Here is a 23553-nt window from a genome sequence, read left to right as displayed (position 1 = left end):
CGCACCGAACCCGCGCGACCGGCGCCGCCCTGTGCTTGCCGAGAAGTACATCCGCGCAGCGGCGCGGAATGGATATGGAGGACGTGGGTCGCCCAGCCGTGGATCGCACGGGGAGTTGGACACCATTCCGCTGGACGTGCCCGGGGAAGACCGTTTGACCGGAATGCGACAGGCTCCTCCGCCATGGCCTGCGCCTTGACTACTTGCGACACGAGGAGGCGCTCCGGGTCGTCCGCGGGCGCCTGCTCGTGGATCGGCAGTTCACACGCCGCTTCGGACTCCTGGACCGGCTGGAGTGCCGCTACGGCGAACGCAGCGGCGACATCGATGACAACCGTCTGTGCGCCGCCGCACTCCAACTCGCCGCTCGCACCGCCCAAGCCGAGCAGCACTGACGACCTCCTGATCCGCAGCGCACCTATCTCTCTTCGGAACCGACATGTCGGTTCCCGACCCCAGTGTCGGTGCTCCGGGTTAATCTTTGCAGCAACCCCCGACCGACCGTCAGGCCCATGGAACGACACGAACGACAGCAGTTACGTAACATCACCGACGAGGTCACTGGCTGGGTCGATCAGGCCCATTTCGCGCTGGCGCACCGTGACGAGGTCACGAGGGGGGCCGACGAGGCCGTCGAGTCACTGCGTCGTGCCGTCGTCGCTCTCCGGCGAGACGGCACGGTCGACTGGGGCGCGATGCCGCTGAGCCCCGGAGACGGCCGGCTCCTGGGGCAGGTCGCGAGGCATGCGCACCTGCCCTCCCTCGCCCCCGCGGAGGACCACACGCTGAGGCATCTGACCACGCAGGTCGCCAGATCCCTGCACGACGCCAGGTCGGCGATCGGTGCTCGGCGCTTCCTCGCCGGCCGCGCAAAGCGCGACGCCGGCCAGGCCGCCGCGCAGTTCGTCGCCGATTTTCGTGAGTGGGGCGTATCGTCCGGACTGCCACAGCTTCTGCACCGCCTGACCAGCCACGACGACAGGATGTTCGAGGTCGGTGTCGCCGATGTCCTCAGCGACTGGGTCGGCTTCGGGGCGCGGGTCGCCGATCTGGGACGAGCGGCGGAGGTCATCCCCAGTGCGGTCGTCGCCGATCTCCCGGCCTCGATCAGGAAGATAGAGAAGGCGCTCCAGGAAGAGGTCCGTTACCGTGCCGCCGCCCTGTCCGCCGGTCAGGCCGTGCGGAACTGTGAGGTCCGGCGGATGCTCGTCGAAATGCCGGTGGAGCGGCTCAAGGAAGCCACCCGGGACCGGCTCCGTATCGGTCCCCTGACCGATTCGGGCATCACCACGGTCCAGGCCGTTCTCTAGGGGGCTATTCAGTGGTTGCGGATAAGTATCGTGGTGATAGTGCTTGAATGGTCGACGCGCTGGTGGAGCATGTCAGGTCCTGGCTCGACGATGCGTGCGGGTCGGCACGATGCACCGCATGAAAGGACTGGAGTTCCGCCGCGTCGCGGTGACCGGGGCAGACGCCGAGGCCCTTCCCGCCGCAGCCGCGCTCACCGACAAGGACGAGGATCCGACGGCGCACGCCCACGACCTCCAGCGGGAGCGCTGCTTGTTCTGCGTCGCCTCCACCCGGGCACGCGACACGTTGTACGTCTCCTATACCGGTGCACCAAGCCCGTTCCTACCCCACCGTGGCGTCTGAGCGGGCCGGGCGCGCCGGTTCCGGTGAAGGCTGACAAGAGCCATATCGGCGGAAGGGGGAACTGATGGCGCCGCCGCGCATCCCAGCGGAGATGTTCCAGTTCACCACTACTGAACGCAGCGATCTGCACACCGCTGTCATGTACGCGTTCGGAGACGCCAACGAGCGTCTGGAGACCTTCCTGACCTTCGACCAGGTCCGCGAACGGTTGCGGGCGATCGGCTGGTACGCCCCGTTGGACGATGCCGGCCTGAACCGGACGCTCGGGCAGCTCGTCCAATGGAAGCTCCTCGACGTGGTGCAGAACCACGCCGGCGCCTACGCCACCGCCCAGGAGTACGAACGCAAGAACCTGCAGTACTCGCTGACCCGCCGCGGAGAGGCGGCGTTCGCAGGAGTCCAGCACGCCCTCACCGTCCTCGAGTCCTCGGGTGCCCTGCAGACGGCCGTCCTGGATGCGATCGCCGACCGGCTCGGCGAGCTCGACACGCTGCTCGGTACAGGCGACGCCGCGATGAACCGCCGGATCTTCACGACGCTCCAAGAACTAGAGGGCCACCTGGACGCGCTGCGCAACAACACCAAGCAGTTCAACGGAGAACTGCAACGGCTGATGCGGGCCGAGGGAGCCGACCTCGCCACCTTCCACGAGGTCAAGAGCGCGACCATCGTCTACCTCCAGGAGTTCGTCATCAACCTGGACTCGCGTGCCGAAGCGGTCAGGGCCGTTCTCGCCCAGGTCGAGCTGCGGGGCGTCAGCGTCCTGCACCAGAGGGCGCTCATCGGAGCCGAGCTGCCGCCCAGTCCGGGAGCCGATCCGGCGGTGCCGTGGCTGACCGCCCGCCGAGCCAAGTGGGACGGCCTGCGGCTGTGGTTCCTGCCCGAGGGCGACGGCGTCCCGCGCGTCCGCCAACTGCACGACGTAGCACGCCGGGCGATCGTCTCGCTGCTCCAGGTGCTCGACCGCATCACCGAGTCGCGACGGCGCTCGTCCAGCGCGGCCGCGGACCTCCGGGCGCTCGCCCGCTGGTTCGCCAACGCCCCGTCGGAGCAGGACGCGCACCGGTTGTGGGGAACGGCCTTCGGACTGGCACCGGCCCGGCACGCCCACCTCGCCCACGAGGACGCCGAACTGATCCCCACCGGCGCCCCGTGGGCGGAGGCGGCGCCCGTTCATGTCTCCGCACATCTGCGCACGAGCGGCCGGACCGAGCACATCGGCCGTACCGCGAAGGTGCGCGATGTGGCGGCGGTCCGCGCCGCGCGGAGGGAACGCGCCCGCCGCGAACGGGCGGAACTCGAGACGGCGTGGCGGCGGCTCTCCACCGGCGGGCGGGTGAAGCTGTCCGCATTTGGCACGCTCGAGCACGACACCTTCCGGCGGCTCCTCGATCTCCTCGGACGGGCCCTGGCGGCACGCCCCGACGCGAGCGGCCTTCGCCGCGCCGTCACCACAGACGGACGAATCGAGGTCATGCTCTGGCCAGCTCCCGACGGTCCCGGCGTCGAACTGCACACCGTGCGGGGGCGATTCACCACCCCGGACTACCCGGTCGAGATCCGCTTCGTCGGTGGCGGCCCTGCAGCGGCACGGGAGGCGTCCCGCGCATGAGCACTCTGGCGAACCAGCTCGTCAAAGCTGAGAAAGAGGAACTTTCCAGGGCGATCCGGGTCCTGCTCGGGCGGCCACTGGTCTCCCTGCACACCGACCCCGAGGACTTCGACCTGATCCGCAGGCGCCACCAGGCTCTCGCCCGCTGGTTCGACTACTACTGCGGATGGCGGCTGCTCGTGGAACCCCGCCTCGGCTACGCGCGGCTGGTCAAGGTGAGGGAGACGGCGGACCCGAGCCGTCCGGCCAGACGACGGCGCTCGACCCGGGCCCCGTTCGACCGGCGCCGCTACACCCTGCTCTGCCTGATCGCGGGCGAGGCCCTCGCCGCACCCGTGACCACGATCGGGATGCTCGCGCAACGTGTCGTCCAGGCCGCGGCCGCCGATGAGCACATCCCCGGGTTCGATCCGGTGCGAGGTGACGAACGCGCGGCGTTCGCGGACGCCTTGCGGCTGCTCGAGCACTACGGGGCGGTGACGGCCGTCGACGGCGCCACCGACTCCTACGTCGACAGCGCCGAGGCCAAGGTGCTGTACAGGGTGGACACCACCCGCCTGCTCCGCCTGCTCGCGGCGCCGGTGGCACCATCGGCTGTGGCGGAGTCCTCAGACGACCCCGTGGCCTGGCCCGACCTGCGGGACCTGACCGTCGAACGCAGGTACGGGAGCGCCGCGGCCCCCGGTTTCGCCGACGGAGCCTCGGAAACCCAGCGCAACCTCTGGGCCAGGCATTCACTGCTGCGCAGGCTGCTCGACGACCCGGTGGTGTACCGGGCCGACATGACCGCCGCGCAGCTCGCCTACGCAGGCTCACTGACCGGCCGGCAGATCCTCCGCCGCGCGGCCGAGGAGGCGGGCTTCGAACTCGAAGAACGGGCCGAGGGCTACCTCCTGATCGACCCGGACGCACTCGCCTCCGATGGCAAATTCCCCGACGAGGGCGCCCACGCCAAGGTGGCCGCGCTGCTCCTGCTCGACGTACTGGCGGCTTCGTCCGGGACCCGCGCGTTCAACGGCCTGGTCGAGGAGTCCGGCCGGCTCCTCGAGCGCTTCCCGAGGTGGGCCAGGGCGTACCAGTCGGACGGGGGAGCCGGACGTCTCACCGACGACGCGGTCGCGGTGCTCCGCGATTTCGGGCTGGCGCGCCACTCGGGCGGGGCTACCGGATCCGTCCAGCTGCTGCCCGCGGCCCTCCGCTATACCGTCGACCGCGAGGAGACATGATCGTTACCGTATCCGGGGAGGACGAGGCGAGCCCCGCCCGATGGCAGCCCACGCGGGCCGGCATCCTCAATGTCTGGCGCTACTACGACGAGGTCTTCGAGTTCCACCGCGGGCGCCTGCTTCTGCGCGGCCCGAACGGGAGCGGGAAGTCCAAAGTCCTGGAGCTGCTACTGCCCTACCTGCTGGACGCCAGCCTCAAGCCCAACCGGCTGTCCACGTTCGGCGGCAGCGAACGGACCATGCACTGGAACCTCATGGGCGACGGCCATACCGGCAGTACGAGAGTCGGGTATGTCTGGCTGGAATTTGCGCATCCAGGAGGCGACGGGGAGGAGCCGAGCTGGTTCACCTGCGGTGCCCGCCTGCAGGCGACGGTCAACACCAAGAGCGTCACCGCAGCCTATTTCACCAGCGGGCAACGGGTCGGAGGCCACGGCGGCCTGAGCCTCACCGGTGAGAACGGTCAGCCTCTCACGCGAGCCGCGCTCGATGAAGCGCTCGGCACCCTCGGAATGGTTCACGGGGCGGCCGACGAATACCGGACGGCGGTGCGTCGGACCCTCTACCGGGGGCTGACCGAACAGCGCTACGACGCATTGCTGACGGCACTGCGGCAGCTCCGCACGCCCAAGCTCTCGGAACGGCTCGATCCCGGCCTGCTCTCCCAGCTGCTGTCCAGTGCCCTGCCACCGCTCGGCGAGGGCGAGATCCACGAGATCGCCGAGGGCTTCGAGCGGCTGGACCGCCAGCGGGAGGAGCTACGCCGTCTCGACGAGCACGTCGCGGAGGCCGGACGGCTCGCAGCGCGGCAGCGAACCTACGCTCAGCGAGTGCTGCGCGCCGCGGCCGCATCCCTCATCTCGGCGACGACGACCATGGACCGGCTCACCGGCACGGCCCGCGTGGACAAGGAAAAGCAGGCCCGTGCCGTCGCCGAGCACGCCGCTTCCAGCGCACGCCTGGAAACGGAGGAGCACCGGGAACAAACCCTCGGAGCCCGGATCGAGGGGCTCCTCGCGAGCCCGGCCTACCAGGCCGGTCACGAGCTCGATGAGCTGCGGGAGAACGCGCGCAAGGCCGAGGACGCTTCCGGGGAGGCGCGCAAGATCGCTGAGCGTCATGCCGCCGACGCGCGACGCAGGCGGGAAGAGGCCGAGCAGGCCGCATCCGATGCGTCCCACCGACGGGCACTGACCGAGAAGGCCCGCGAAGAAGCCGCCCGCGCCGCGGAGCGCGCAGGCTTCGCCGCCGCGCACCAGGAGGCGGCGGACTGTCTGGCTCCGCTCGTACGCTCGCCGTCCACCGTTGATCCGGACGATGCCGCAGGCGCGACGAGCCGGGCACGCGAACTCCTGCGCGCGGCGACGACCAGCCGCGAGAAGCAGATCGCCGAAGTGCGGAAGGCGATCGAGGCCCACGAACGCGCCCGCGAACGCCGCGCCGAGGCCGAGGCCGAGCGCGACCGGAGCGGGACCCGGCTGGAGAGATCGGTAGAGGCGCGCGAGACGGCGCGCAGCGAGTACACGGCGATCCGGAAGGCCCTGGCGGCCGAACTGGCCCGGTGGGCGAGCGCCTGCCGGCACCTCGCCCCGCTCGACCCCGAGGCGCTCGCGTCCGCCGTCGAGAACGAACGCGACTGCGACGAGATCATCTTCACGGCCCGCGCGTCCGCGATCGAAAGGAGGGCCGCAGAGGAGAACGCGCTCCGAACCCGACGGGGCGAGGAAGCCAAGGAGTTGGACGTCCGTGTTCACCGCCGCGCCGTTCTCGCGGGGCACACGGCGGTCGCACCTGAGCTCCGGTACACGCACACCGCCGACCGAATGTCGAGGCAGGGCGGTCCGCTCTGGCGGCTCGTGGCCTTCGCCGGCGGGGTTCCACTGCCGGCCCAGGCCGGAATCGAGGCCGCCCTCGAGGCCTCGGGGTTGCTGGACGCATGGGTGATGCCGGACGGTGCCGTCCTGACCGACGAACCGGACACGTTCCTGTCCGACCGTCCAGCTGCCCCCGCCCCTGGCATGAGTCTCGCCGACGTACTCGTCGCCGAACCGGACACCGCCGTCGCACCCAGGGTGTTGCGAACCGTACTCTCCGCCGTCGCCCTGGAGATCAGTGCGCCGGACATCGATCACCCCGCCGTCGTGGGGACGGACGGGTCCTGGCGGCTCGGTCCCGCGTCGGGCCGGTGGAACAAACCCGAGCCCGCGTTCATCGGGGCGACCGCCCGGGAACGGACGCGGCGCCGCCGCATCCAGGAGCTCGACGCCGAGATCGAGGAGCTGACCGCGCGGATCACCGAGATCGACGGGCTCCTCGGGCGCCTGCAGGAGGCCAAGGCGGCGCTCGGCGCCGAGCTCGGCGACAGGCCCTCCCACCGGCCGCTCAACACAGCAGCCCGGGCGTTGGCCGAGAAAGAACGCAAAGTCGCCGACCATGGCGACCAGCTGAAGCGAGATGAGGAACGGCTCGGCGATCGGGAGGCGTGCCTCAAGTCGGCGCTGAACGCACTCGCCCTTCTGGGCGCGGAGCACGATCTGCCCATCCAAGCCGGCGTCCTCGACGGTCTCGCCGACGCGGTGCGCGACGCGCGCGAGGGCGGCACCGTTTGGATCGAGCACTGCACGGCTCTGCTGACCGCCGATGCCAGAGCACGCTCCACGTCCCAAGCGTCGGACGACTACGCGCATACAGCCGCCGAGTCCGCCGAGAGGGCTGCGGAAACGGCCGCACGAGCCGAGGCGCTCGCCGAGCGGGTCGCCACGATCGACGCGTCGATAGGGGTCGAGCACCGTCAGGTCCTCGAACGGCTCACGATGACCAGGCAGGAGCACGGCGAATGCCGCCGCACCTGCCAGAGCATCCGGACCGAGCTCTCTGACCTGCGCGAACGCATCGGCGTGTTGAAGGAGTCGGTCACCGCCGCGGAGCAGGCACGCGACGACGCCGTGGCCGCCAGGGACCGGGCGGCCGCGCGTTACCGCCATCTCGCCGCAGGGCACCTGGCCGCCGATGCCGGCCTCGGCGCGAAGCCGTCGCCCGACGGTGGTGTCAAAGCGACCTTGGAGAACGCCCGCGCGGTCGCGGCGACGCTTGAGCGGACGCCGCACGAACCCCAGCATGTGAGAGATGCCGGAGCTCGCCTGTCCGAGGCCATGCACCATGCCCGGGACGTCCTGGCGGACCAGGCCGACCTGGAACTCGTACCGGATGAGGACGTTCAGATCCTCACGGCGACGATGAGCGGGGTCCGCGTCGGAGCGGCCGAGCTGAGCACCGCCCTGTCCGAGGAGCGAGACCGGCGACGCACCGACATCACGGACAAGGAACGCGACCTGTTCGACCGCACCCTTGCAGGTGACACCCGGCGCCATCTTGCCGACCGGATCCGGCAGGCCGGTGACCTCGTGGACGGTATGAACCGCCGCCTCGCGCGCGTGCGGACCGCGTCCCAGGTCGCCGTGCGACTCGTCTGGGAGGTCGACCCGCAGCAATCGGCCGGTATACGCACGGCCCGGCAACTCCTTCTCCGCGACCCGGCCGGGCTGGGAAACGAGGACAAGGAGGCCCTGTACCGTTTCTTTCGAGACCGGGTCGAAGAGGCGAGAGCAGCGAACACCGCCGCGAGCTGGGAAGAGCAGCTGATGCAGGTGCTCGACTACACCGCCTGGCATCGTTTCACCGTGCGTCTCGAACGCGCCGATGGGAAAGGCTGGCAGGACCTGACCCGCAAACTCCACGGAGCGCTCTCCGGCGGAGAGAAGGCGATCGCGCTCCACCTGCCGCTCTTCGCCGCCGTGGCCGCCCATTACCAGACCGACCCCCGCTGCCCGCGGTTCATCCTTCTCGACGAGGTGTTCGTCGGCGTGGACACCACCAACCGCGGTCAAGTGTTCGACCTCCTGGTCAGCCTGGGCCTCGACCTGGTCCTGACCTCGGACCACGAGTGGTGCGACTACCGGGAACTCGACGGCATCGCGATCCACCAGCTCATCACCGGCGCCGACGGCGATGGCGACAACGCGGTCACCACCGCCCGTTTCATCTGGGACGGGCACCGCACCCTGCCCGCCGACGACGGACTGTTCCCGATCGAGGACCTCGATGGCGATTCCTGACCGGCTGCGCTCCTCCGACCTCCTCCCGTTGTGGAAGGAACTGCACCGGCGGTTCTCCTCAGGCGCCGCGGTGAGCAGAGTCACGCTCAGCGGGCTCGGCGAGCATCACCGTGCCGCGCTCGCGGACCTGCTCGGCATGGACAGGTACCCGCCGTCCACCCTGACCATCGCGGTCGCCCGGCTGGACACCGTCCTGGGCGAGGCCGCCGGCTGCGACACCCGAACCGTGACCGAGGCGGTCATCGGGCCGATCGGAGACCGGGCGGCCGAGCGCCGTGACAGGGAGCGGGAGCGCGCCGCACTCTGGACCTGGCTGGCCGGGCATCCGGTCGTCGCCGCCGAGCCGGCGCTCCTCGACTGGGTCGCCGACGTCCGGCGCCGCGGCCTCGTCGCGGGCTCCCTCGAAGACACCCGTAGCATGCTGGAGCAGGTCCTCTCGGTGCTCGTCGCGCTGCCCGCCGACGGCCGCCCGCTCGCCGCCTTCGCGAACGACGCACTCGGCGATCCGCACGCGCTGGATGCCGGCCGTCGCGTGTCCGGCACCGTCCTGAAAGCGCTCGCCTGCCTGTACGGCATCGACCCTCCCGGCGACGCGTCCGAACGCCGGGCGCTCTGGGAAAGGGCCGGGGTCGCCTGTGACTCTCTGTCCACAACGGTGCTCGTCGCAGGACTGCGCCCGAGCGGCTCGGGTCCTCTCGCGCGCTCGCTGAACCTCTGGGCGGATGCCGGACAGGCCTCCGTTGTCACGCTCGCGCAACTCGTCGAGGCACCCGGCCTGGAAGGCGTCGGATCTTCCGTATGGGTGACGGAGAACCCCACGATCGTCGCCCTTGCCGTCCAACGCTTGGGCGAGCGATGCCCGCCGATGGTGTGTTCGTCGGGCTGGCCCAACAGTGCTGCCGTCAGTCTCCTCCGAGGCCTCGCCGCCTCCGGCTGCGTGCTCCGGTACCACGGGGATTTCGACGGTGAGGGCCTCCGCATCGCCGCTTATGTCATGGCCAGGACGGGCGCGCTGCCCTGGCGGATGTCCGTAGCGGACTACCAGGCCGCCCTGGCCGACGCGTCGGGGCCCTTCTCTCCGGCCGGCCGTGTCTCGGACAGTCCCTGGGACACCGAGCTCGCCCTGTCTCTCGCCACTCACGACGTCGCCATCGCGGAGGAGGCCATGGCCGAGTGCCTCCTGGACGATCTGGAGAGAGCGGCGGGCAACGTCGGGAACCCGGCGGCGTGAGCAGCGACGGAGGTCGCCGCCGCGGAGGCAGTCGGTGACCGGCCCATCGCCTCAGCAGGGCCGGCGACCGGACGGAGTTTTTCGGTCCGGCCGGGGGCCCGCGGTCATCGGTGCTCTGCCCCTGCCAGCGACCACTCGAACCTCGTCCCGCCGCCCCGCAGGCGGCGGCGCCCGGCCCGGCGGGTGCCCTCCAGCGTCTGCACGTGGTGTGACTCCATGAGGAAGTTGCGCGCCTCGTCGGCCTCGACCAGGTCGCGGCCGACCGCGATGGGAGCGAACCCGTGCTTGGGGATGTAGACCCATCGGCCGCGATCCCAGTCATAGGGATCGAACCAGTGGTGACGGACCGTTCCCGACACCCGAACCTGCGCCCCCGTCCGGGTCACCACGAACGAGCCCCGCGAGCGCAGCAGGCTCACCCTGCTGACGTAGAACAGCTCGGTGCCGATGAACGCGTTGATCCGCACGTCCCAGCGGTCGTGCACCCACGACGAGGCGCCGTCGCCCAGCCGCCTCGCCGCCCGTTCGATCTGCCGCTCGAACCGCCGCTGGTTCTTGCGCTCGGCCCGCTGGATCGCCCTGAACGAGCGCAGCCAGCGCAGGGACATCCTCCTGGGGGCCCCGGCGCCGTCCATGAAGTGCTCCAGGAAGTCGCCGGCGACCGGGTGCACCTTCCTGCCCTCGGCGATGATCGAGCGGAACAGTGTGACCAGCTCCGGGGCGGACATGCCGGTCCGCCGCCGGAAGCCGATAAGGAACAACCTCGTCCGTCCACCCATCAGCGGTCCCGCCCCCCTGTCAACCGCATGCCCGTGGATATGGCCGCGCCTCGGGCGTAGGAGCGTCTCGCCGCGCCGCGACGGCGAGGATGGCGGCGGTGACGGCGAGGACCAACAGCACCGCCATGCCTCCTATGACGAGGCCGCGGCGGCGCTTCGCCTTCCGGGCGGCCGTCGCCGAGGCCGCGACGAACTCCATCACGGTGGGGCCGGGAGTAGGGAAGCTGTCGGGATCGCGTTCCCAGCGTGGCCCGGCTTCCTGGACCGCCAGCAGCCGGGCGCCCCGGTAGAGGAACGCGGAGTCGCGGCCGTGGTCGGCCCACCGTCCGGCCTCCTCGACGAGCCCGTCGTACAGCGCCTGCGCGGTCAGGTCGGGTTCGAGCCACTGGCGCAGGGGCGGCCAACCGGAGAGCAGCGCGTCATGGGCGATCTCGGCGCCGTCCTCGTCCAGCGTGAGCAACCGCCGCCCGGCGAGCACCGACAGCAGCGCCCCCACCCGCTCCCGCCGCTCCGCCGAGCCCGCCGCCGCGGCGGCGTGGATCTCCGCCAGGGTGGCACGGCGCCGCTCCGCCCGCCCGCCCGCCGTGAGGACCATCAGCCGCCGGAAGACCCTGAGCGCCATCTTGCGGTCCTCCGGCGGTAATCCGGCGAGGACCTCGTCGGCCGTCCGCCGCACCGAGTCGCGGACCCGGCCCGACTCCTCGTAGCCGCGGATGGTGAGCCGGCCGTTCTCGCGCCTCTCCCACGTGCCGAGCAGCGCCCGCGACAGCCACGGCAGCGCTCCGGGCTCGTAGCGGTCGTCCGCCGCGCGGACCTCGCCCAGCTCGCTCAGGGCGAGGTCCACCAGGCCGGGCTCGATCTCCAGCCCGGCCGCGGCCGCGGGACCCGTGACGGCCAGCCGCAGGTCCGAGCCCGTCATCGGCTCGACGATGACGTGACCGTCCTGGAGGGCCTCGGCGAACTGCGGGTAGGCGGCGCACCGGTCCCGGTGGGCCGCGCGCACGCCGATCACCACCCCGGCGCCGCGTGGGCCGTCGGCCATGGCGTGCAGGGCGTGGACGAACACCTGGCGCTCCCGCTCGTCGTCCACCAGGGTGAACAGTTCCTCGAACTGGTCGACCACCAGGATGAAACGCCCGTCCGGTGCGTCGGTACCGGAGAGCTCGGACGGCAGATCCCGGGGATCGCGGCACAGCCGCTCACGCACCGCCTCGACCTGGCCGCCGAAGGCCCGCACCCAGACCTCGGCCAGGGCTCGCAGCGGGTCCGCCGTCGGCGTCATGAGCAGGCACGGCCAGCGTGCCGATCCGGTGAGCGGCGGCGCCCCCTCCGCCAGGGCCGGCATCAGCCCCGCTCGCAGCAGCGATGACGTGCCGACTCCGGAGGAGCCCGAGACCAGCAGGATCGTTCCGTGTTCCCCGAGCCGCGGGCCCAGGCGGCCGAGAAGGTCGCGGGTGGCCTGCGCACGTCCGAAGAACACCTCGCTCCGGTCGGGCTCGAACGGCGCCAGACCTTGATAGGGGGAAACGTCCACCTGACCCATCGGCCCATTCTTTCACCACGCGCCGCACCTGATCGATAAACGTCCGAATTCCGTCCGGAAATCGACGTTGTCGAACAGAGCGACCGCGGCCACGGATTCTCAGGTCATCGACGATTCCCGCAAGCGGTCGGGCGCCGAGCCGCTGGTCGCCGAAGAGATCGCGGGGTGTGCTCCTGCGCGGCCGGTTCCCAGCAGGGCACGGCTCTTCCGCCCGCCGGGGCGGAGGAGCCGCACTTATGACGGCCGTCCAACCGGCCGACTCTGAGCTCACGCCGTGGTCTTACCTCTCGACCTGGTCGTTCGAGTCCCCGCACAGCGCTTGCCCCTTGAAGGCCGAGAGCGCTTCGTCGACGGGGCTGTGCTGCGGCACCCCGTCGAGTCCAGTCTGTTCCATCGGACGAGGTTCATCGCGATGGACAGCTGTCGTTCGCCGTCGGCACGGGTCAGGGAGAGTGTCTGGGCTCCCCACGCCGTGCCGTCGTGGCCCCAGAAGGTACCGCAGCCCGGGATCTCGACCTTGTGCAGCCCGAGACCATAGTCGATCTTGCTCTGGCCGTCCCGGGTGAGGACCAGCACAACGTGCTGCATCTCCGTCAGGTAGGACCTGTCGACCACCTTGCCCGCGAGCAGCGCGCTGTAGAAGCGGTTGAGATCCCCGGTGGTCGACACGAGGTCGGCGCCCATCCATACCCAGGACGTGTCGTAGACGCTGTAGTCGCCCGGCGGGTCGATCAGGCCGTAGAACGACTCGTACATCCGCGAGTGCGGACCTTTCAGACGCGGTCCGTCCGGGAACCCCGTGTACCTGAGCCCGGCTCGCCTGATGACGTTCTGGGTGATGTATTTCTCGGCCGTCGTACCGGTCACCTTCTCCAGGAGCCGGCCGAGGAGCACGTAGTTGGTGTTGGAATACACACCCGTGGGCCCTCCAGGTTGGCCGACGGCAGGGGCGCCGAGCCCCATCTCGATCAGTTCCTCCGGGCTGAACTGCCGGAATCTGTTGTCGTCCAGGCTCGAGACGTCCGGATCGGATGGGAATCCCTGGAGGGACTGGAAGGCGTAGGGCAGGTATTCAGCTATGCCGCTCGTGTGATTGAGCAGCATCCGAACCGTGATCCTTCTGCCGCGCGCGCCCGGCACCAGCTTCGGCAGGTAGGCGCCTATGGGCGCGCCGAGCCGGATCCGTCCGGCCGCGACCTGCTGCACGATCGCGGCGGCGGTGAAGGACTTGGTGACGCTGCCGACGCGCTGCCGCATCTAGGGCGTGACGGGACGTCCCGTCCTGACATCGGCGGCCCCCGAAGCACCGCGCCACACCTGGCCGCCATCGCGTACCTCGGCGTACGCGCCCGGCATCCCCGAGCGATGGAGATGCTCCAGGGCGGCTTTCATCTCCGCGGGCTCCAGGCTGGTCGACGAAGTCGTGTCACTGGCCCGCGCGGGTTCGGGCGTGCCGCAGAGGCGGCGTTCGGTTCGGTCGCCGCGGCGGAGTCGGTCGGTGAGGGTCGCGCCGTCGGAGCAGGAGTATGCGGTTTTGGCGGCTGCGGCGGCGAAAGAGGGGTTGGCGCTGGGAGCGTTCGCCGCGCAGGCGAGTTGCGGCGGCGCGGGGGCGAGCGGCTTCGGAGTACGCCGTGGTGCGGGAGGCATCGGGGGCTCGGGTGGTCGCACGTCGAGAGGGGCGGGCAGACGGGCGCCGGGACGTGTGAGCATCCGGTGAGCTGGAGCGGGCGGATGCCGGTCTTCCTGGTCCCGTGTGAACCGGTCGAGTGCCGCGAGGGGCGGCCGGGTTCGCTAACGAACGGCTAACAAACGATCAAGAGGCCGGTTCTCCGTGGTGGAGAAACGGCCTCTGAGCTGGTACTTCTTGTCGGGACGGCGGGATTTGAACCCACGACCCCTTGACCCCCAGGCATCTAAAGCCATGTTGGACCTTGTTCAGAGTCGGCACCAGCACGCAGCAACGGTGCACACCAGTCCACGGGCGTCCAGAGGCGTACTGTGGCGTTGTCACTCAGTTGGTCACTCAGCGCCTGCTCTGTACTTTTTATATGACAAGCGATTGGACTCGAACTGGCCACACCACGGACGATCGGACGCCGCACCGCCTGGCGGCTCCAGGTAGCACGCCCCAGCCACACCCGCGTGGGTCCACGCGCGTCCACCGCGGTCGGTACTCGCTCCGGTACTCGAACCGAATCAGGTCTGGCCCCAAGTCCGGCTGTGGCCAGAGCTTCGCATGCTGGTCATAAGGTCGACGGGTTGGCGCATGCCGACCGGCGTCGCTACCTGCTCTCATCGCCGATGTGTACGCGACTCCGGGGCTAAGGGGCGACCTGATGTGGCCAAGCTCCCTCGTGAAATTCTGCCACTAAATCACTATCTATGCTATTACACTTTGCTCGTGAGTAGAAGGAATAGAAGTAGAAGCCGGGGGCGTCAACAGCATGCATCCTCGGGGCAAGAAGAGAGATTTTTAACATTCGACCGGATCCTGAGCATAAGTTCACTCGCATTGACCATCATTTTTGCCATATGGGCAATAATCGTTGCCTATGAGATTGCCGATAAGCAAGAAGCGCTCACGAAGCCCAGTGTTTCTTTACAGGGCTGGTATTATGGGCTCTGGGATCCGGGACAAGAACCTGGTGGCAGCCATTCGCGCATAAAACCCAGTGCGCCCTACAAGTGCGCTGCCGACTATCTAGTCGGAATCTACAACTCAGGGCGATCCCCAACTTCTATCGTGGGCGCACAGCCTTGGCGAGAGGGTGAGCCCTTTAGATTTGACGGATCAAACAAGGCCGTGCCGATCTTTTTGGATATCGCATGGTTCAATCACGATGGTGATCACATCGCTAACCAGTTACCAACCCTCCTGCCGCCAGGTGAATTTCGGTACGCAATGATCCGCATGATAAGCGCAGATACGAGTGGCTGCATACTGCCACGATTCAATATGTACGACGCTAGCGGTAGAGCCATCGCGATCTCTTCTCCAGGGCCTAGAGATCCTGATCTGACCTTCTTGCGAGACGCGATCTATCCTCGTTGTCCCGACGGTCCAAAGAGTTGCAAATAACGTCCGCTCTTGGAATGCATAGGCAAGGGAGGACGGGAACCGATCCTCATTTCTAATGAAAACTCCCCACGAACTCGGTGTGCGACGTCGACGTTGGTCCCTGTAGTCGACGTGCTGGCGGCGAAGTGTCCGGCGCCGAATCGGTACCGGGTGTGGCCCTTGAACGTCGGGCCGCTTTGGAGTCGCAGAGAAGGCTGCGCAAGGGCCGAAAACGAATGGAGCTTTCTGTGCACGGCTCCGGAGACCAGCACCGCTCAGGTTGCTGACCAGGAGATTCACCTGCATGACGGCGGTGGCTGGACGCAAATGGAACAGGCCATGCCTCTGGGAGTCGTTCCGACGTAGTCATGACCTGATCAGCCCCTTCGCACCGCGGTGCATCTCGCACGGCTCTCAACCTCACGGTTGCGCGAGTCCTGGCACACCCTACGAACGCTGCGGCACCCCTAGATGCTTCAGAAGCGTGCGTGCGATACCCCAACTGACCTCGGCAGCCCGCGTCTGACGGCACGGACCTGCCGAGGGACTGTGAGCGCGCGGCGGCACGTGGCGACCAGGCCAGTATGAGGACTTTTACCCTAATCTCACCAAGTTCTTCGTTCGTGTGGCGCGCTGGTGACGGATCGTTAATCTGGACCTCAACCTTGGGAGGGAGGGGGCTAACCCGTCATGCAGCTTCCACGAGCAGTTATCGGCGCGGTCTTCGTGGTGATTGGTGCGTTGATTGCAATGCCAGCGATAGGACACGATTATTCTACGAGAGAAAAATGGATAGTGGCTATTTTTGCCGCTTCTGTTCTTCTTTTGGTCTCTTTCGATTCCTTTTTTGGTGAAGAGCGACCCAAGAAGCCAGAGAAAGATGTCGAAGCTGAACGGCTTAGGCGTGCTGCGGGGCTGCCGCCAACTCGTAGCGACGAGGAAATAACCAGACGGCAAGAAAAAGCGCTTCGTAGGGATATGCAGAGACTTGAAAAGGCTTTGGAGGATATTCAAGAAGAAAAGAAAAAAGATGGAGATGTCAGCGAAGAAATCGCCCTTCTCAAAGAAGGGCTATCTGAGATACGGGGAAGGCTTGGTCGGAATCAATCAGAGGAAGAGTTGCTTCTGGATGATCATCGTCCAGGTTGGGCAACTCTCGTCGAAGTGTACATCCAGGCTACCAGGCATCTGGGGAGTAGTTATCGCATAGGCCAATCCTTCGCCGTATCGGGCGGCTTGCTCTTTTTGTTTGGTGTTGGTCTCGCTCTATTTCGGCCACATGGTAACCAGACGGCTGCGATTCTAGCGGCGGTAGGCGGATCGATAACCAACATCACATCCGGGGTGTTCTTTGCTCAGACAAACAGGGCGCGCGATTATCTCGAAAGACAGGCGAAATCGTTGCGCGAGGATATTTTGATTCGCGAATTTGTCAAGCAGTCGGAAGAGGTAATTGCCAGCGTTGATGACGTCGCGCGCCGAGACGAACTAAGGGCGCAAGTGGTTCTCCGTATACTTGGTGGTGCCAATGCAGAGCTGATTGCCCCTGATAAGTTTCCAGAAACACGTCAATCTTTGATGGGGCGCCTCCGGTGGCCCTTTCGGGCCAGCTAGCCTGCGCTGGCGCGCTGCGATTGGTCCGCAGGCCACCTGGACAGCAAGCAGTGGAGTGCGGGAGACTGGCATCATGGCCGAGTTGACCATGACTCCAGATCGATGGAACGAACTCACCGCGCTGTTGGCGGATGAACAGAGACTTCGGGCCGATTACCCCAAGGTGGCCGAATATCTGGAGATGGCGCCAGGCCTGACGGGGACTGGTAACGAGCAGGCCGATGCACAGTTCGATTTGCGTTTTGTGCATTTTATGATCGGTGGCAGCGCTGTGAGCTCCAACCCGTACTGGGACATCGTTGAACCGTTCGTCGTGGCGGATAGAGGGCGCCGCGTAGTTAATGGTGGCCGAAAGGAAGGGGCTGCGCGACTAGCCTTTGCGCAGATGCTCTTGCAAGCAACTTACGCATACGCGATACCCGCCCCCCAGACCGTCGAATGGATGGCTAGCTTTTGTGCGGGTCTTCCGATCGTGGAGCTGGGAGCCGGGCGGGGATATTGGGCCGCGCAGTTGGCTCACTCGGGGCTGAGTGTTGACGCGTACGACTCGGATCCACCGGATAATGCCGGGAATGCATCGTTCCCCCAGACGGCTGGTCAGGCGGACGTATGGCACCCTGTGGGAGGGCTGACTGAGTTCGCGACTCGTTCCCAGCTTGCGGACTGTGTGCTGTTTCTTTGCTGGCCCCCTGGCTGGGGCGACAGCATGTCGTCCGAGGCGCTCACGTCGTATGAGGACGCTGGGGGGAAGCGACTCGTATACATCGGGGAGCCGAGAGGCGGAAAGACAGGCAATGATGCCTTCTTTGACGCCCTGTCAGATCGTTGGCGATTGGACTCGGTAGATCCACACTTCGTTTCGTGGTGGACGGATGCGGACGTGGCGCAGGGCTGGGTCCGAATCTGAGTCCGTGCATGACAAAGGGGGTGCCGACTCGTTCGGGCACCCCCTTTGTCATGCCTCTACTTGAGGGCCATGCGGAACACGAACGCGTCGTAGCGGTCGCGGGGATATGAGATGTCGGAGAGCATGATGATTCGGTCGTCGGTGGACAGGAATCGCTGGTGAACCGTCTTGACTAGGTCGCCGGGCGTAGTCCGCAGCCACTCGGCGTGTGTCTCTGCCGGTAGTTGGTCGGAGATCGTCTCTTCCAGGTAGGCAGCCTCCGAGATGCCGGTGACGTTCAGCGGCTGGTAGGTGTCCGAGATCGAGATCGGTCGCCCGTTCTCAGTGGCTCGGGTGATGACGTGGTTGATCTCCTGCCCCGCCGGCACACCGAGGGCTTCCGCGAGGTTCGTGGTGGCGGGGATCTGCCGAGTCTCCCGCTCTACCTGGACCTGTTGGTCCGACTCGTTCTCGAACGACCGTTCGGCGCTCTCCATCTGGCGTTCAGGAGACACGCGAACGAGGTTCGGGCGATCGGCGACGAAGTTGCCTCGCCGCCGGACGGAGCGCACGAGGCCCTGGCTCTGGAGGAGTTCGAGGGCCTTCCGAACCACGATGTCTGAGACGCCGTGCTCCTGGGCGATCTCGGCGTAGCTCGGTAGCTGGGTGCGGGGTGCGAGCTCACCCCGTCGGATGCGTCGGGCGTACTCGCCTGCGATGCGGACGTAGGCCGGTTCTGCCACTGCGTGATCAACCCCTCGCGTCTTCGGTGACTCCTTTTCAGCGTATACGCATCATCGTATGCCTAGAGGCTTGTGCGTATACGAAGCTACGTATACGCTGTAGCGCAGTGACCTGCTTCACACGGCAAGTCGCCGCAGTACTCGGCAGGTGACCAGGAGGTTCCAGGTGTTCCCGCAGAAGTCCAGCAGCATCCCGCAGTGGCTCGCCGGCATCGCGGTCGCGATCTTCGCGATCAACAACCCGGAGAAGGCGGCCGCGCTGGTCAATCAGGTGATTCACGCGATCACGACGTTCTCGGGCTCGCTGGGCTGACTAGCGATGACCGCCCACCACTCGTTGACGGCTGCCCTCGGCGCACAAGCCACCAAGCCCGCCGCCGAGGGCCGCTCACCCCGATCACTCACCAACGCTCACGAGGTGCCCGTGTCCCGCTCCCTGACCCCGTTCGCCGCGCTGACTGGTATCGACCTGCGCGGCAAGCCCATCACCGGCGCTCAGTGCCGGTTTGACCCCGATCTGCACACCGGCCCCGAAGTGGCCGAGTCGCCGGATGAGCTCGCGGCTCGTGAGCTGGTGGCCGCCGAGGTGTGCCAGTCCTGCCCGCTGCGCGGCGCCTGCTTTGAGCTGGCGACGCGGATCCGTCCCGAGTACGGGGTGTGGGCGGGCTTCACCGCCGCCGAACTGGCCGCGCTCACCGACCTCGACCCGACCGTCAGCGACCTGGGAGAGGTGGCCTGAGATGTTCGGTGCTGACCCGATCGTGTTCCCCGCGGTGTTCGCCGCGCTGTACGCCGCGCACGAGGTTGGGGACCACTGGTTGCAGACGCACGGTCAGGCGTGCGGCAAGGGCGCGCCCGGCTGGCGTGGTCGGATCCTGTGCGCGCGGCACGTCGCCGTGCTGACCGCCGTCAAGGCCGCCGCCGTCGCGCTGGTGGCGGTGGTGCTGGCGCTGCCGGTCAACCCCTACGCCGCCGCTGCCGCGCTGGTGGTGGACGCGGCGTCGCACTACTGGGCGGACCGGCGCTCCACGCTGCTGGCGCTGGCCGACTGGCTCGGCCGCCACCTGATCCCCGGCAAGGAAGAGTTCGCCCGGCTCGGCGACGGCGCGACCGCGCCGACCGGTACCGGCACCTACGCCCTCGACCAGTCCTGGCACGTCGGATGGCTGCTGGCCGCCGCGCTGCTGGCCTCGCTGGGGGTGGCGTGATGACCGCTCTCATCCTCGTTATGACCGTGCTCGCCGCGGTGTGCTGGCTGTGCGTCTCCCCGGTCCGGCTGCTCGCCGCCGGCGGGGTGCTGGCGGTCGCGCATCCCGCGCCGACCGTGGCCCTCACCGCCCTGGCCGTCGCGGCTCTGACGGTGACCGCCGCCGTGTCGGTCTACCGGACGCTGCGCGCCGAGGGCTGGCACCTGGTCACCGTCCAGCGCCCGAACCTGGCCCAGGCGGGAGGTGTGACGGCATGACCCGCCGACGCAGCTCCGCGCGGTTCTTCGACCCGACCGGCGCCCGCTTCGGGATCCCTACGTGGCCGTGGCGCATGGCGCCGCGGCACCTGCTGACCCTCCGCCAGCTCGCCGCCGAGGGCCTGCGCCCGGGCGGTCAGCCGGTGGTCGGTCAGGTGCTGTGGAACTCCCGCCGCTACAACGCGCCCGGCGGGGTGCGCACCGCGTACCTGTACGACGTGCGCCTGGCGCTGCCCAAGCGCGTCCCGACCGAACGGCAGCGCGAGGCCCTGGGCAAGGCGCTGGCCGCCCGCCGGTTGTGCCCGACCTGCCGACGCGACGCCGGTTACGTCCTGCCCCGCCACCTCGGCGAGTGCCTTGAGTGCGCCGAGGGCGCCGACCTCGGCGAGGCGGAGGTGACCGCGGCATGACCTCGACCACGCCCGCGACCACGCCCGCCCCCGTCTATGCCGCGCCGTGCCGGACGCTGACCGCCGGTCTGGTCAAGCGCTGCCCGACCTGCCGCACGCGCTTGGACGGTGGCCCGGTCCGGTTCCGCTGCCACCCGTGCGGCGCGCCGGTCATGGCCGCCGACCTCGACACCGAATACCACCCCGCCGACGACTCGACCGGCCACCCGGCCGGTAACCGTCACGGCGTCGACTCCAACCCGGTCCGGACCGCCCCTGATGGGAGGTACACCGCATGACCGCTCCACCGCTCCCCGTCTCGGCGGACCTCGGCGCACAGGCCACCAACCCGCACGCCGCCGACCACGCCGCCATCCCGCTCCGACCGCTGACGCCCTCCAACGAGATCCCGACCGACCCGGCCGCCTCGCCGACGACCACGCCCGAGGGCGGCGCGTCGCAGGGGCGTGCGCTCTCCAGCAACGAGTTCACCGCGGTTGCCGTGGTCGCCGCGCTGGTGGGCGTGCTGGGGCTGTTGGGGTTCGTCAACAGCTTCGCTGCGGTCGCCGATGCCGCCCGTCCGTCGTTCGGGGGGTTGGCGTGGTCGGTGCCGCTCGGGATCGACCTGGGTATTGGGATCTTCGCCGCGCTCGACATCGTTCTTGCTCGGCTGGACATGCGGGTTCGGTGGCTGCGGTTCATCCCGTGGGCGCTGACCGCCGCGACGGTCTATCTGAACGTGGCCGAGGAGTCGACGGTGTTCGGCCGCATCGCCCATGCGGTGTTGCCGGCGCTGTGGGTGTGCGCGGTGGAGATCGCAGCGCACGTGATCCGGATCCGCGCCGGCATCGCAGCCGGAACCCGCATGGACGGGATCCGCGCCTCGCGGTGGATCCTCGCCCCCTGGCCCACGATGAAGCTGTGGCGCCGGATGGTGCTGTGGGAGATCCGCTCCTACCCCGACGCCCTGTCCCGTGAGCGCGCCCGCGTACTCGCCCTGACCGACCTACAGGACACCTACGGCCGGTGGGCATGGCGCCGTAAGGCACCCCGCCGCGTCCGCGCCCTGTACCGTCTCGGCGACCTCGCCCCCGCCCCCGAGACGAGTGGACCGGCCGCCAAGGTGACCGCCCCCCCGTCCACCGGACCGGCGCCGGACCGTCCGGACGTAGTCAATGTGGACCGTCCGGCGCTGGAGTCCGGACCGTCCATCACGCCCACCGGTGGACCGTCCGGCGCCCGGTCCGCGACGCGTAAGCGGATAAGCGCACCCAAGGGGAGCGGCGGTCCCGGGCGACGGTCCACCCGCCCGTCCCGCACCCGCAAGACCGGCACGGCCACGCCGCCGGACGTGGACGACCTCATGCCGCTGGGCTGGCGCATCGCCGCCGACCTCGACGCCACTGACGAACCCCTGACCCGCAACACCCTGGCCGCCCGGCTGCGCGCCGCCGGACAGACCGCCGGCAATGCCCGCGTCGGCGCCCTGCTGGCCCGCCTCAAAACCGAAGCACCCACCGACCCCGCCGACAACCCGGCCGCCGAGGGCACCGCCGCGGCTCCGCCCGCCGAGGGAGAGAACGCATCATGAGCTTCACCAAGGCCATGGGCGAGGTCGTCCGCCTGCCCGTCCAGCACGCCGACCACACCGCCGATCCGGCGCCCGACCTCGACGCGCCGCCCGCCGCGCCCGGTGGCACCGGTGCCGGTGTCCCGCCAACCGACTTGCCGCGCCCCATGCCGTTCGGCGACCCCGGCGACGGGGACGGCGATGGGGACAGCGAGGCGATCGAGGGCCGCGTACTGGTTGACCGCCCCGACACGTTCCGGCCGGACGTGCGCGCCCGCCGGATGTCCGGCGAGCGTGCGCAGCGCCGCCCGATCATCGCGCCATGGCTGCGCGACACCAGCGAGGCCAAGGCCACCGTGCGGTGGGCGGTCGGTTACGCCGGACACGTCACCGGCTACCACGCCGCCCGCGTCCCGCTCTACAGCCTGCGCCTGGCCGGACGGTCCCCGCGGGGCCTGTACCGGGTGGTGGCCGGTACGTGGCGGTGGACGTTCGACATCGAGTCCCGGCCGCTGCGCACCCACGCCATCGACCGCCGCAACGACGACGCCTACCTCAAGCTGATGAGCGAACGCAACGACCGCGTCCGCGCCCGCATGCTCGTCACCGGCGCCGGCCTCGCCGGTAGCGGGCTGGCCGCCATGTCGGTGACCGCCGCCGGCGGCGTCACCCAAACCGCCGTCCTGGCCGCGCTGGTGGCGCTGCTGGGCTGGATCGGCACCCCGACCGACCGGCGCATCCTGGACACCGCCGTCGTGTCGACCAAGGCACCCAAGCTCACCTCGGAAATCGTCGTTCGGGCGCTGGCCTCCCTCGGCAACGCCGAGATCAACAAGGCGGTCGGCAAGGGCGGCACCGGCATCACCTTCCCCGCCCCGATCACCCGCGACGGCCCCGGCTGGCGCGCCGAGGTCGACCTCCCATACGGAGTGACGGCCACCGACATCATGGAGCGCCGCGACCGCCTCGCCTCCGGCCTGCGCCGCCCACTTGGGTGCGTATGGCCCGAACCCGCGCACCACCAGCACGCCGGGCGGCTGGTGCTGTGGGTCGGTGACCAGGACATGAACCAGGTCAAGCCGACCGCCGGCCCCCTGGCCAAGTCCGCCGCCCGCGTGGACCTGTTCAAGCCGGTTCCGTTCGGCACCGACCAGCGCGGACGCCCCGTCACCGTGGAACTGATGTACGCCAACGCCCTGATCGGCGCGATGCCCGGCATGGGCAAGACGTTCGCGATGCGTGTGCTGGCGCTGGCCGCCGCCCTCGACCCGACCGCCGATCTGCGCGTCTACGAACTCAAGGGCACCGGTGACCTGTCGGCCCTTGAGAAGGTCGCCCACCAGTACGGATCCGGGCAGGATGACGACATCCTCGCCGAGTGCCTGGCCGCGCTGCGCGAAGTGCGCAAGGACCTGGCGCGGCGCGCCAAGGCGATCCGCAAGCTGCCCAAGGACCTCTGCCCCGAGAACAAGGTCACCCCGGAACTGGCCGCGAAACGGTCGCTGGGCTTGTACCCGTCGGTGTTCATCCTGGACGAATGCCAGAACCTGTTCGCCCACCCCGATTTCGGCGATGAGGCCGCCCGCCTGGCCATCGACATCATCAAACTCGGCCGCGCCCTCGGCGTGATCCTGCTGCTGGCCACCCAGCGCCCCGACAAGGACTCGCT

19 protein-coding genes and 2 pseudogenes are annotated in these 23553 nt (G+C 68.7%); 17 read left to right on the top strand and 4 right to left on the bottom strand.

Going from position 1 to position 23553, the window contains the following annotated elements; all coding sequences use genetic code 11:
* Nucleotides 1–176: 176 nt before the first annotated feature.
* The 7 genes and pseudogenes from AB0H37_RS35195 to AB0H37_RS35165 form a co-directional block, all read left to right on the top strand.
* A pseudogene (locus tag AB0H37_RS35195) lies at nt 177–395 on the top strand (hypothetical protein); the annotation flags it as partial.
* 117 nt (nt 396–512) lie between these two features.
* Nucleotides 513–1310, top strand: a complete 798-nt coding sequence (locus tag AB0H37_RS35190; protein WP_360617037.1) for a hypothetical protein — start codon at nt 513–515, stop codon at nt 1308–1310.
* An 82-nt stretch (nt 1311–1392) separates the two neighbouring features.
* Nucleotides 1393–1653: pseudogene (locus tag AB0H37_RS35185) on the top strand (3'-5' exonuclease); the annotation flags it as partial.
* Nucleotides 1654–1717: 64 nt separating this feature from the next.
* Nucleotides 1718–3265, top strand: a complete 1548-nt coding sequence (locus tag AB0H37_RS35180; protein ID WP_360617036.1) for a TIGR02677 family protein — start codon at nt 1718–1720, stop codon at nt 3263–3265.
* Entirely contained in the window at nt 3262–4491 is a 1230-nt protein-coding gene (locus AB0H37_RS35175) for a TIGR02678 family protein (RefSeq protein WP_360617035.1), read from the top strand. Before AB0H37_RS35180 ends, AB0H37_RS35175 begins: the two co-directional genes overlap by 4 nt.
* Nucleotides 4488–8606, top strand: a complete 4119-nt coding sequence (locus AB0H37_RS35170) for a TIGR02680 family protein (RefSeq protein ID WP_360617034.1) — start codon at nt 4488–4490, stop codon at nt 8604–8606. Before AB0H37_RS35175 ends, AB0H37_RS35170 begins: the two co-directional genes overlap by 4 nt.
* A complete protein-coding gene (locus tag AB0H37_RS35165) occupies nt 8593–9837 on the top strand; it encodes a TIGR02679 family protein (RefSeq protein ID WP_360617033.1) in 1245 nt (414 codons plus the stop codon). The genes AB0H37_RS35170 and AB0H37_RS35165 overlap by 14 nt, the downstream gene beginning before the upstream one ends.
* A gap of 104 nt (nt 9838–9941) precedes the next feature.
* Here the strand turns inward: AB0H37_RS35165 and AB0H37_RS35160 are convergent, their stop codons facing one another.
* From AB0H37_RS35160 to AB0H37_RS35150, 3 genes are all read right to left on the bottom strand, one after another.
* The gene (locus AB0H37_RS35160; RefSeq protein ID WP_360617032.1) at nt 9942–10565 is read right to left on the bottom strand and encodes a hypothetical protein; all 624 of its coding nucleotides are present in this window, start codon (nt 10563–10565) and stop codon (nt 9942–9944) included.
* 70 nt (nt 10566–10635) lie between these two features.
* Nucleotides 10636–12159, bottom strand: coding sequence for a hypothetical protein (locus AB0H37_RS35155; protein ID WP_360617031.1), 1524 nt, complete (start codon nt 12157–12159; stop codon nt 10636–10638).
* A 267-nt stretch (nt 12160–12426) separates the two neighbouring features.
* A complete protein-coding gene (locus AB0H37_RS35150; RefSeq protein WP_360617030.1) occupies nt 12427–13416 on the bottom strand; it encodes a serine hydrolase domain-containing protein in 990 nt (329 codons plus the stop codon).
* A gap of 2491 nt (nt 13417–15907) precedes the next feature.
* Between AB0H37_RS35150 and AB0H37_RS35145 the strand changes: the two genes are divergently transcribed.
* Entirely contained in the window at nt 15908–16831 is a 924-nt protein-coding gene (locus AB0H37_RS35145) for a hypothetical protein (protein WP_360617029.1), read from the top strand.
* 73 nt (nt 16832–16904) lie between these two features.
* Nucleotides 16905–17738: a hypothetical protein gene (locus AB0H37_RS35140; RefSeq protein ID WP_360617028.1), complete on the top strand. Its 834-nt coding sequence runs from the start codon at nt 16905–16907 to the stop codon at nt 17736–17738.
* A 56-nt stretch (nt 17739–17794) separates the two neighbouring features.
* Here the strand turns inward: AB0H37_RS35140 and AB0H37_RS35135 are convergent, their stop codons facing one another.
* Nucleotides 17795–18460, bottom strand: coding sequence for a GntR family transcriptional regulator (locus AB0H37_RS35135; RefSeq protein WP_360617027.1), 666 nt, complete (start codon nt 18458–18460; stop codon nt 17795–17797).
* 166 nt (nt 18461–18626) lie between these two features.
* Here AB0H37_RS35135 and AB0H37_RS35130 point away from each other — a divergent pair, with 166 nt between their 5' ends.
* The 8 genes from AB0H37_RS35130 to AB0H37_RS35095 form a co-directional block, all read left to right on the top strand.
* Complete coding sequence (locus AB0H37_RS35130) at nt 18627–18773, top strand: hypothetical protein (RefSeq protein ID WP_021593495.1); 147 nt, start codon at nt 18627–18629, stop codon at nt 18771–18773.
* A 6-nt stretch (nt 18774–18779) separates the two neighbouring features.
* Nucleotides 18780–19199 carry a WhiB family transcriptional regulator gene (locus AB0H37_RS35125; RefSeq protein ID WP_360617026.1) on the top strand — a complete coding sequence of 140 codons (420 nt, stop codon included), beginning with the start codon at nt 18780–18782 and terminating at the stop codon, nt 19197–19199.
* Nucleotide 19200: 1 nt separating this feature from the next.
* A complete protein-coding gene (locus AB0H37_RS35120) occupies nt 19201–19668 on the top strand; it encodes a transcriptional regulator (protein WP_360617025.1) in 468 nt (155 codons plus the stop codon).
* Entirely contained in the window at nt 19668–19925 is a 258-nt protein-coding gene (locus AB0H37_RS35115; protein ID WP_360617024.1) for a hypothetical protein, read from the top strand. The genes AB0H37_RS35120 and AB0H37_RS35115 overlap by 1 nt, the downstream gene beginning before the upstream one ends.
* Nucleotides 19922–20335 carry an RRQRL motif-containing zinc-binding protein gene (locus AB0H37_RS35110; RefSeq protein WP_360617023.1) on the top strand — a complete coding sequence of 138 codons (414 nt, stop codon included), beginning with the start codon at nt 19922–19924 and terminating at the stop codon, nt 20333–20335. The genes AB0H37_RS35115 and AB0H37_RS35110 overlap by 4 nt, the downstream gene beginning before the upstream one ends.
* On the top strand, nt 20332–20613 hold the full coding sequence (locus AB0H37_RS35105) for a hypothetical protein (protein ID WP_360617022.1): 282 nt from the start codon (nt 20332–20334) through the stop codon (nt 20611–20613). The genes AB0H37_RS35110 and AB0H37_RS35105 overlap by 4 nt, the downstream gene beginning before the upstream one ends.
* The gene (locus tag AB0H37_RS35100) at nt 20610–21905 is read left to right on the top strand and encodes a DUF2637 domain-containing protein (protein WP_360617021.1); all 1296 of its coding nucleotides are present in this window, start codon (nt 20610–20612) and stop codon (nt 21903–21905) included. Before AB0H37_RS35105 ends, AB0H37_RS35100 begins: the two co-directional genes overlap by 4 nt.
* On the top strand, nt 21902–23553 hold a 1652-nt coding region (locus AB0H37_RS35095), incomplete at its 3' end, for a cell division protein FtsK (RefSeq protein ID WP_360617020.1). The genes AB0H37_RS35100 and AB0H37_RS35095, both read left to right, overlap by 4 nt.

The sequence above is a fragment of the Actinomadura sp. NPDC023710 genome (assembly GCF_040639875.1).
Classification (GTDB): domain Bacteria; phylum Actinomycetota; class Actinomycetes; order Streptosporangiales; family Streptosporangiaceae; genus Spirillospora; species Spirillospora citrea.
The sequence above is the reverse complement of the archived record's forward strand: the minus strand, read 5'-3'. Positions and strand labels throughout refer to the sequence as shown.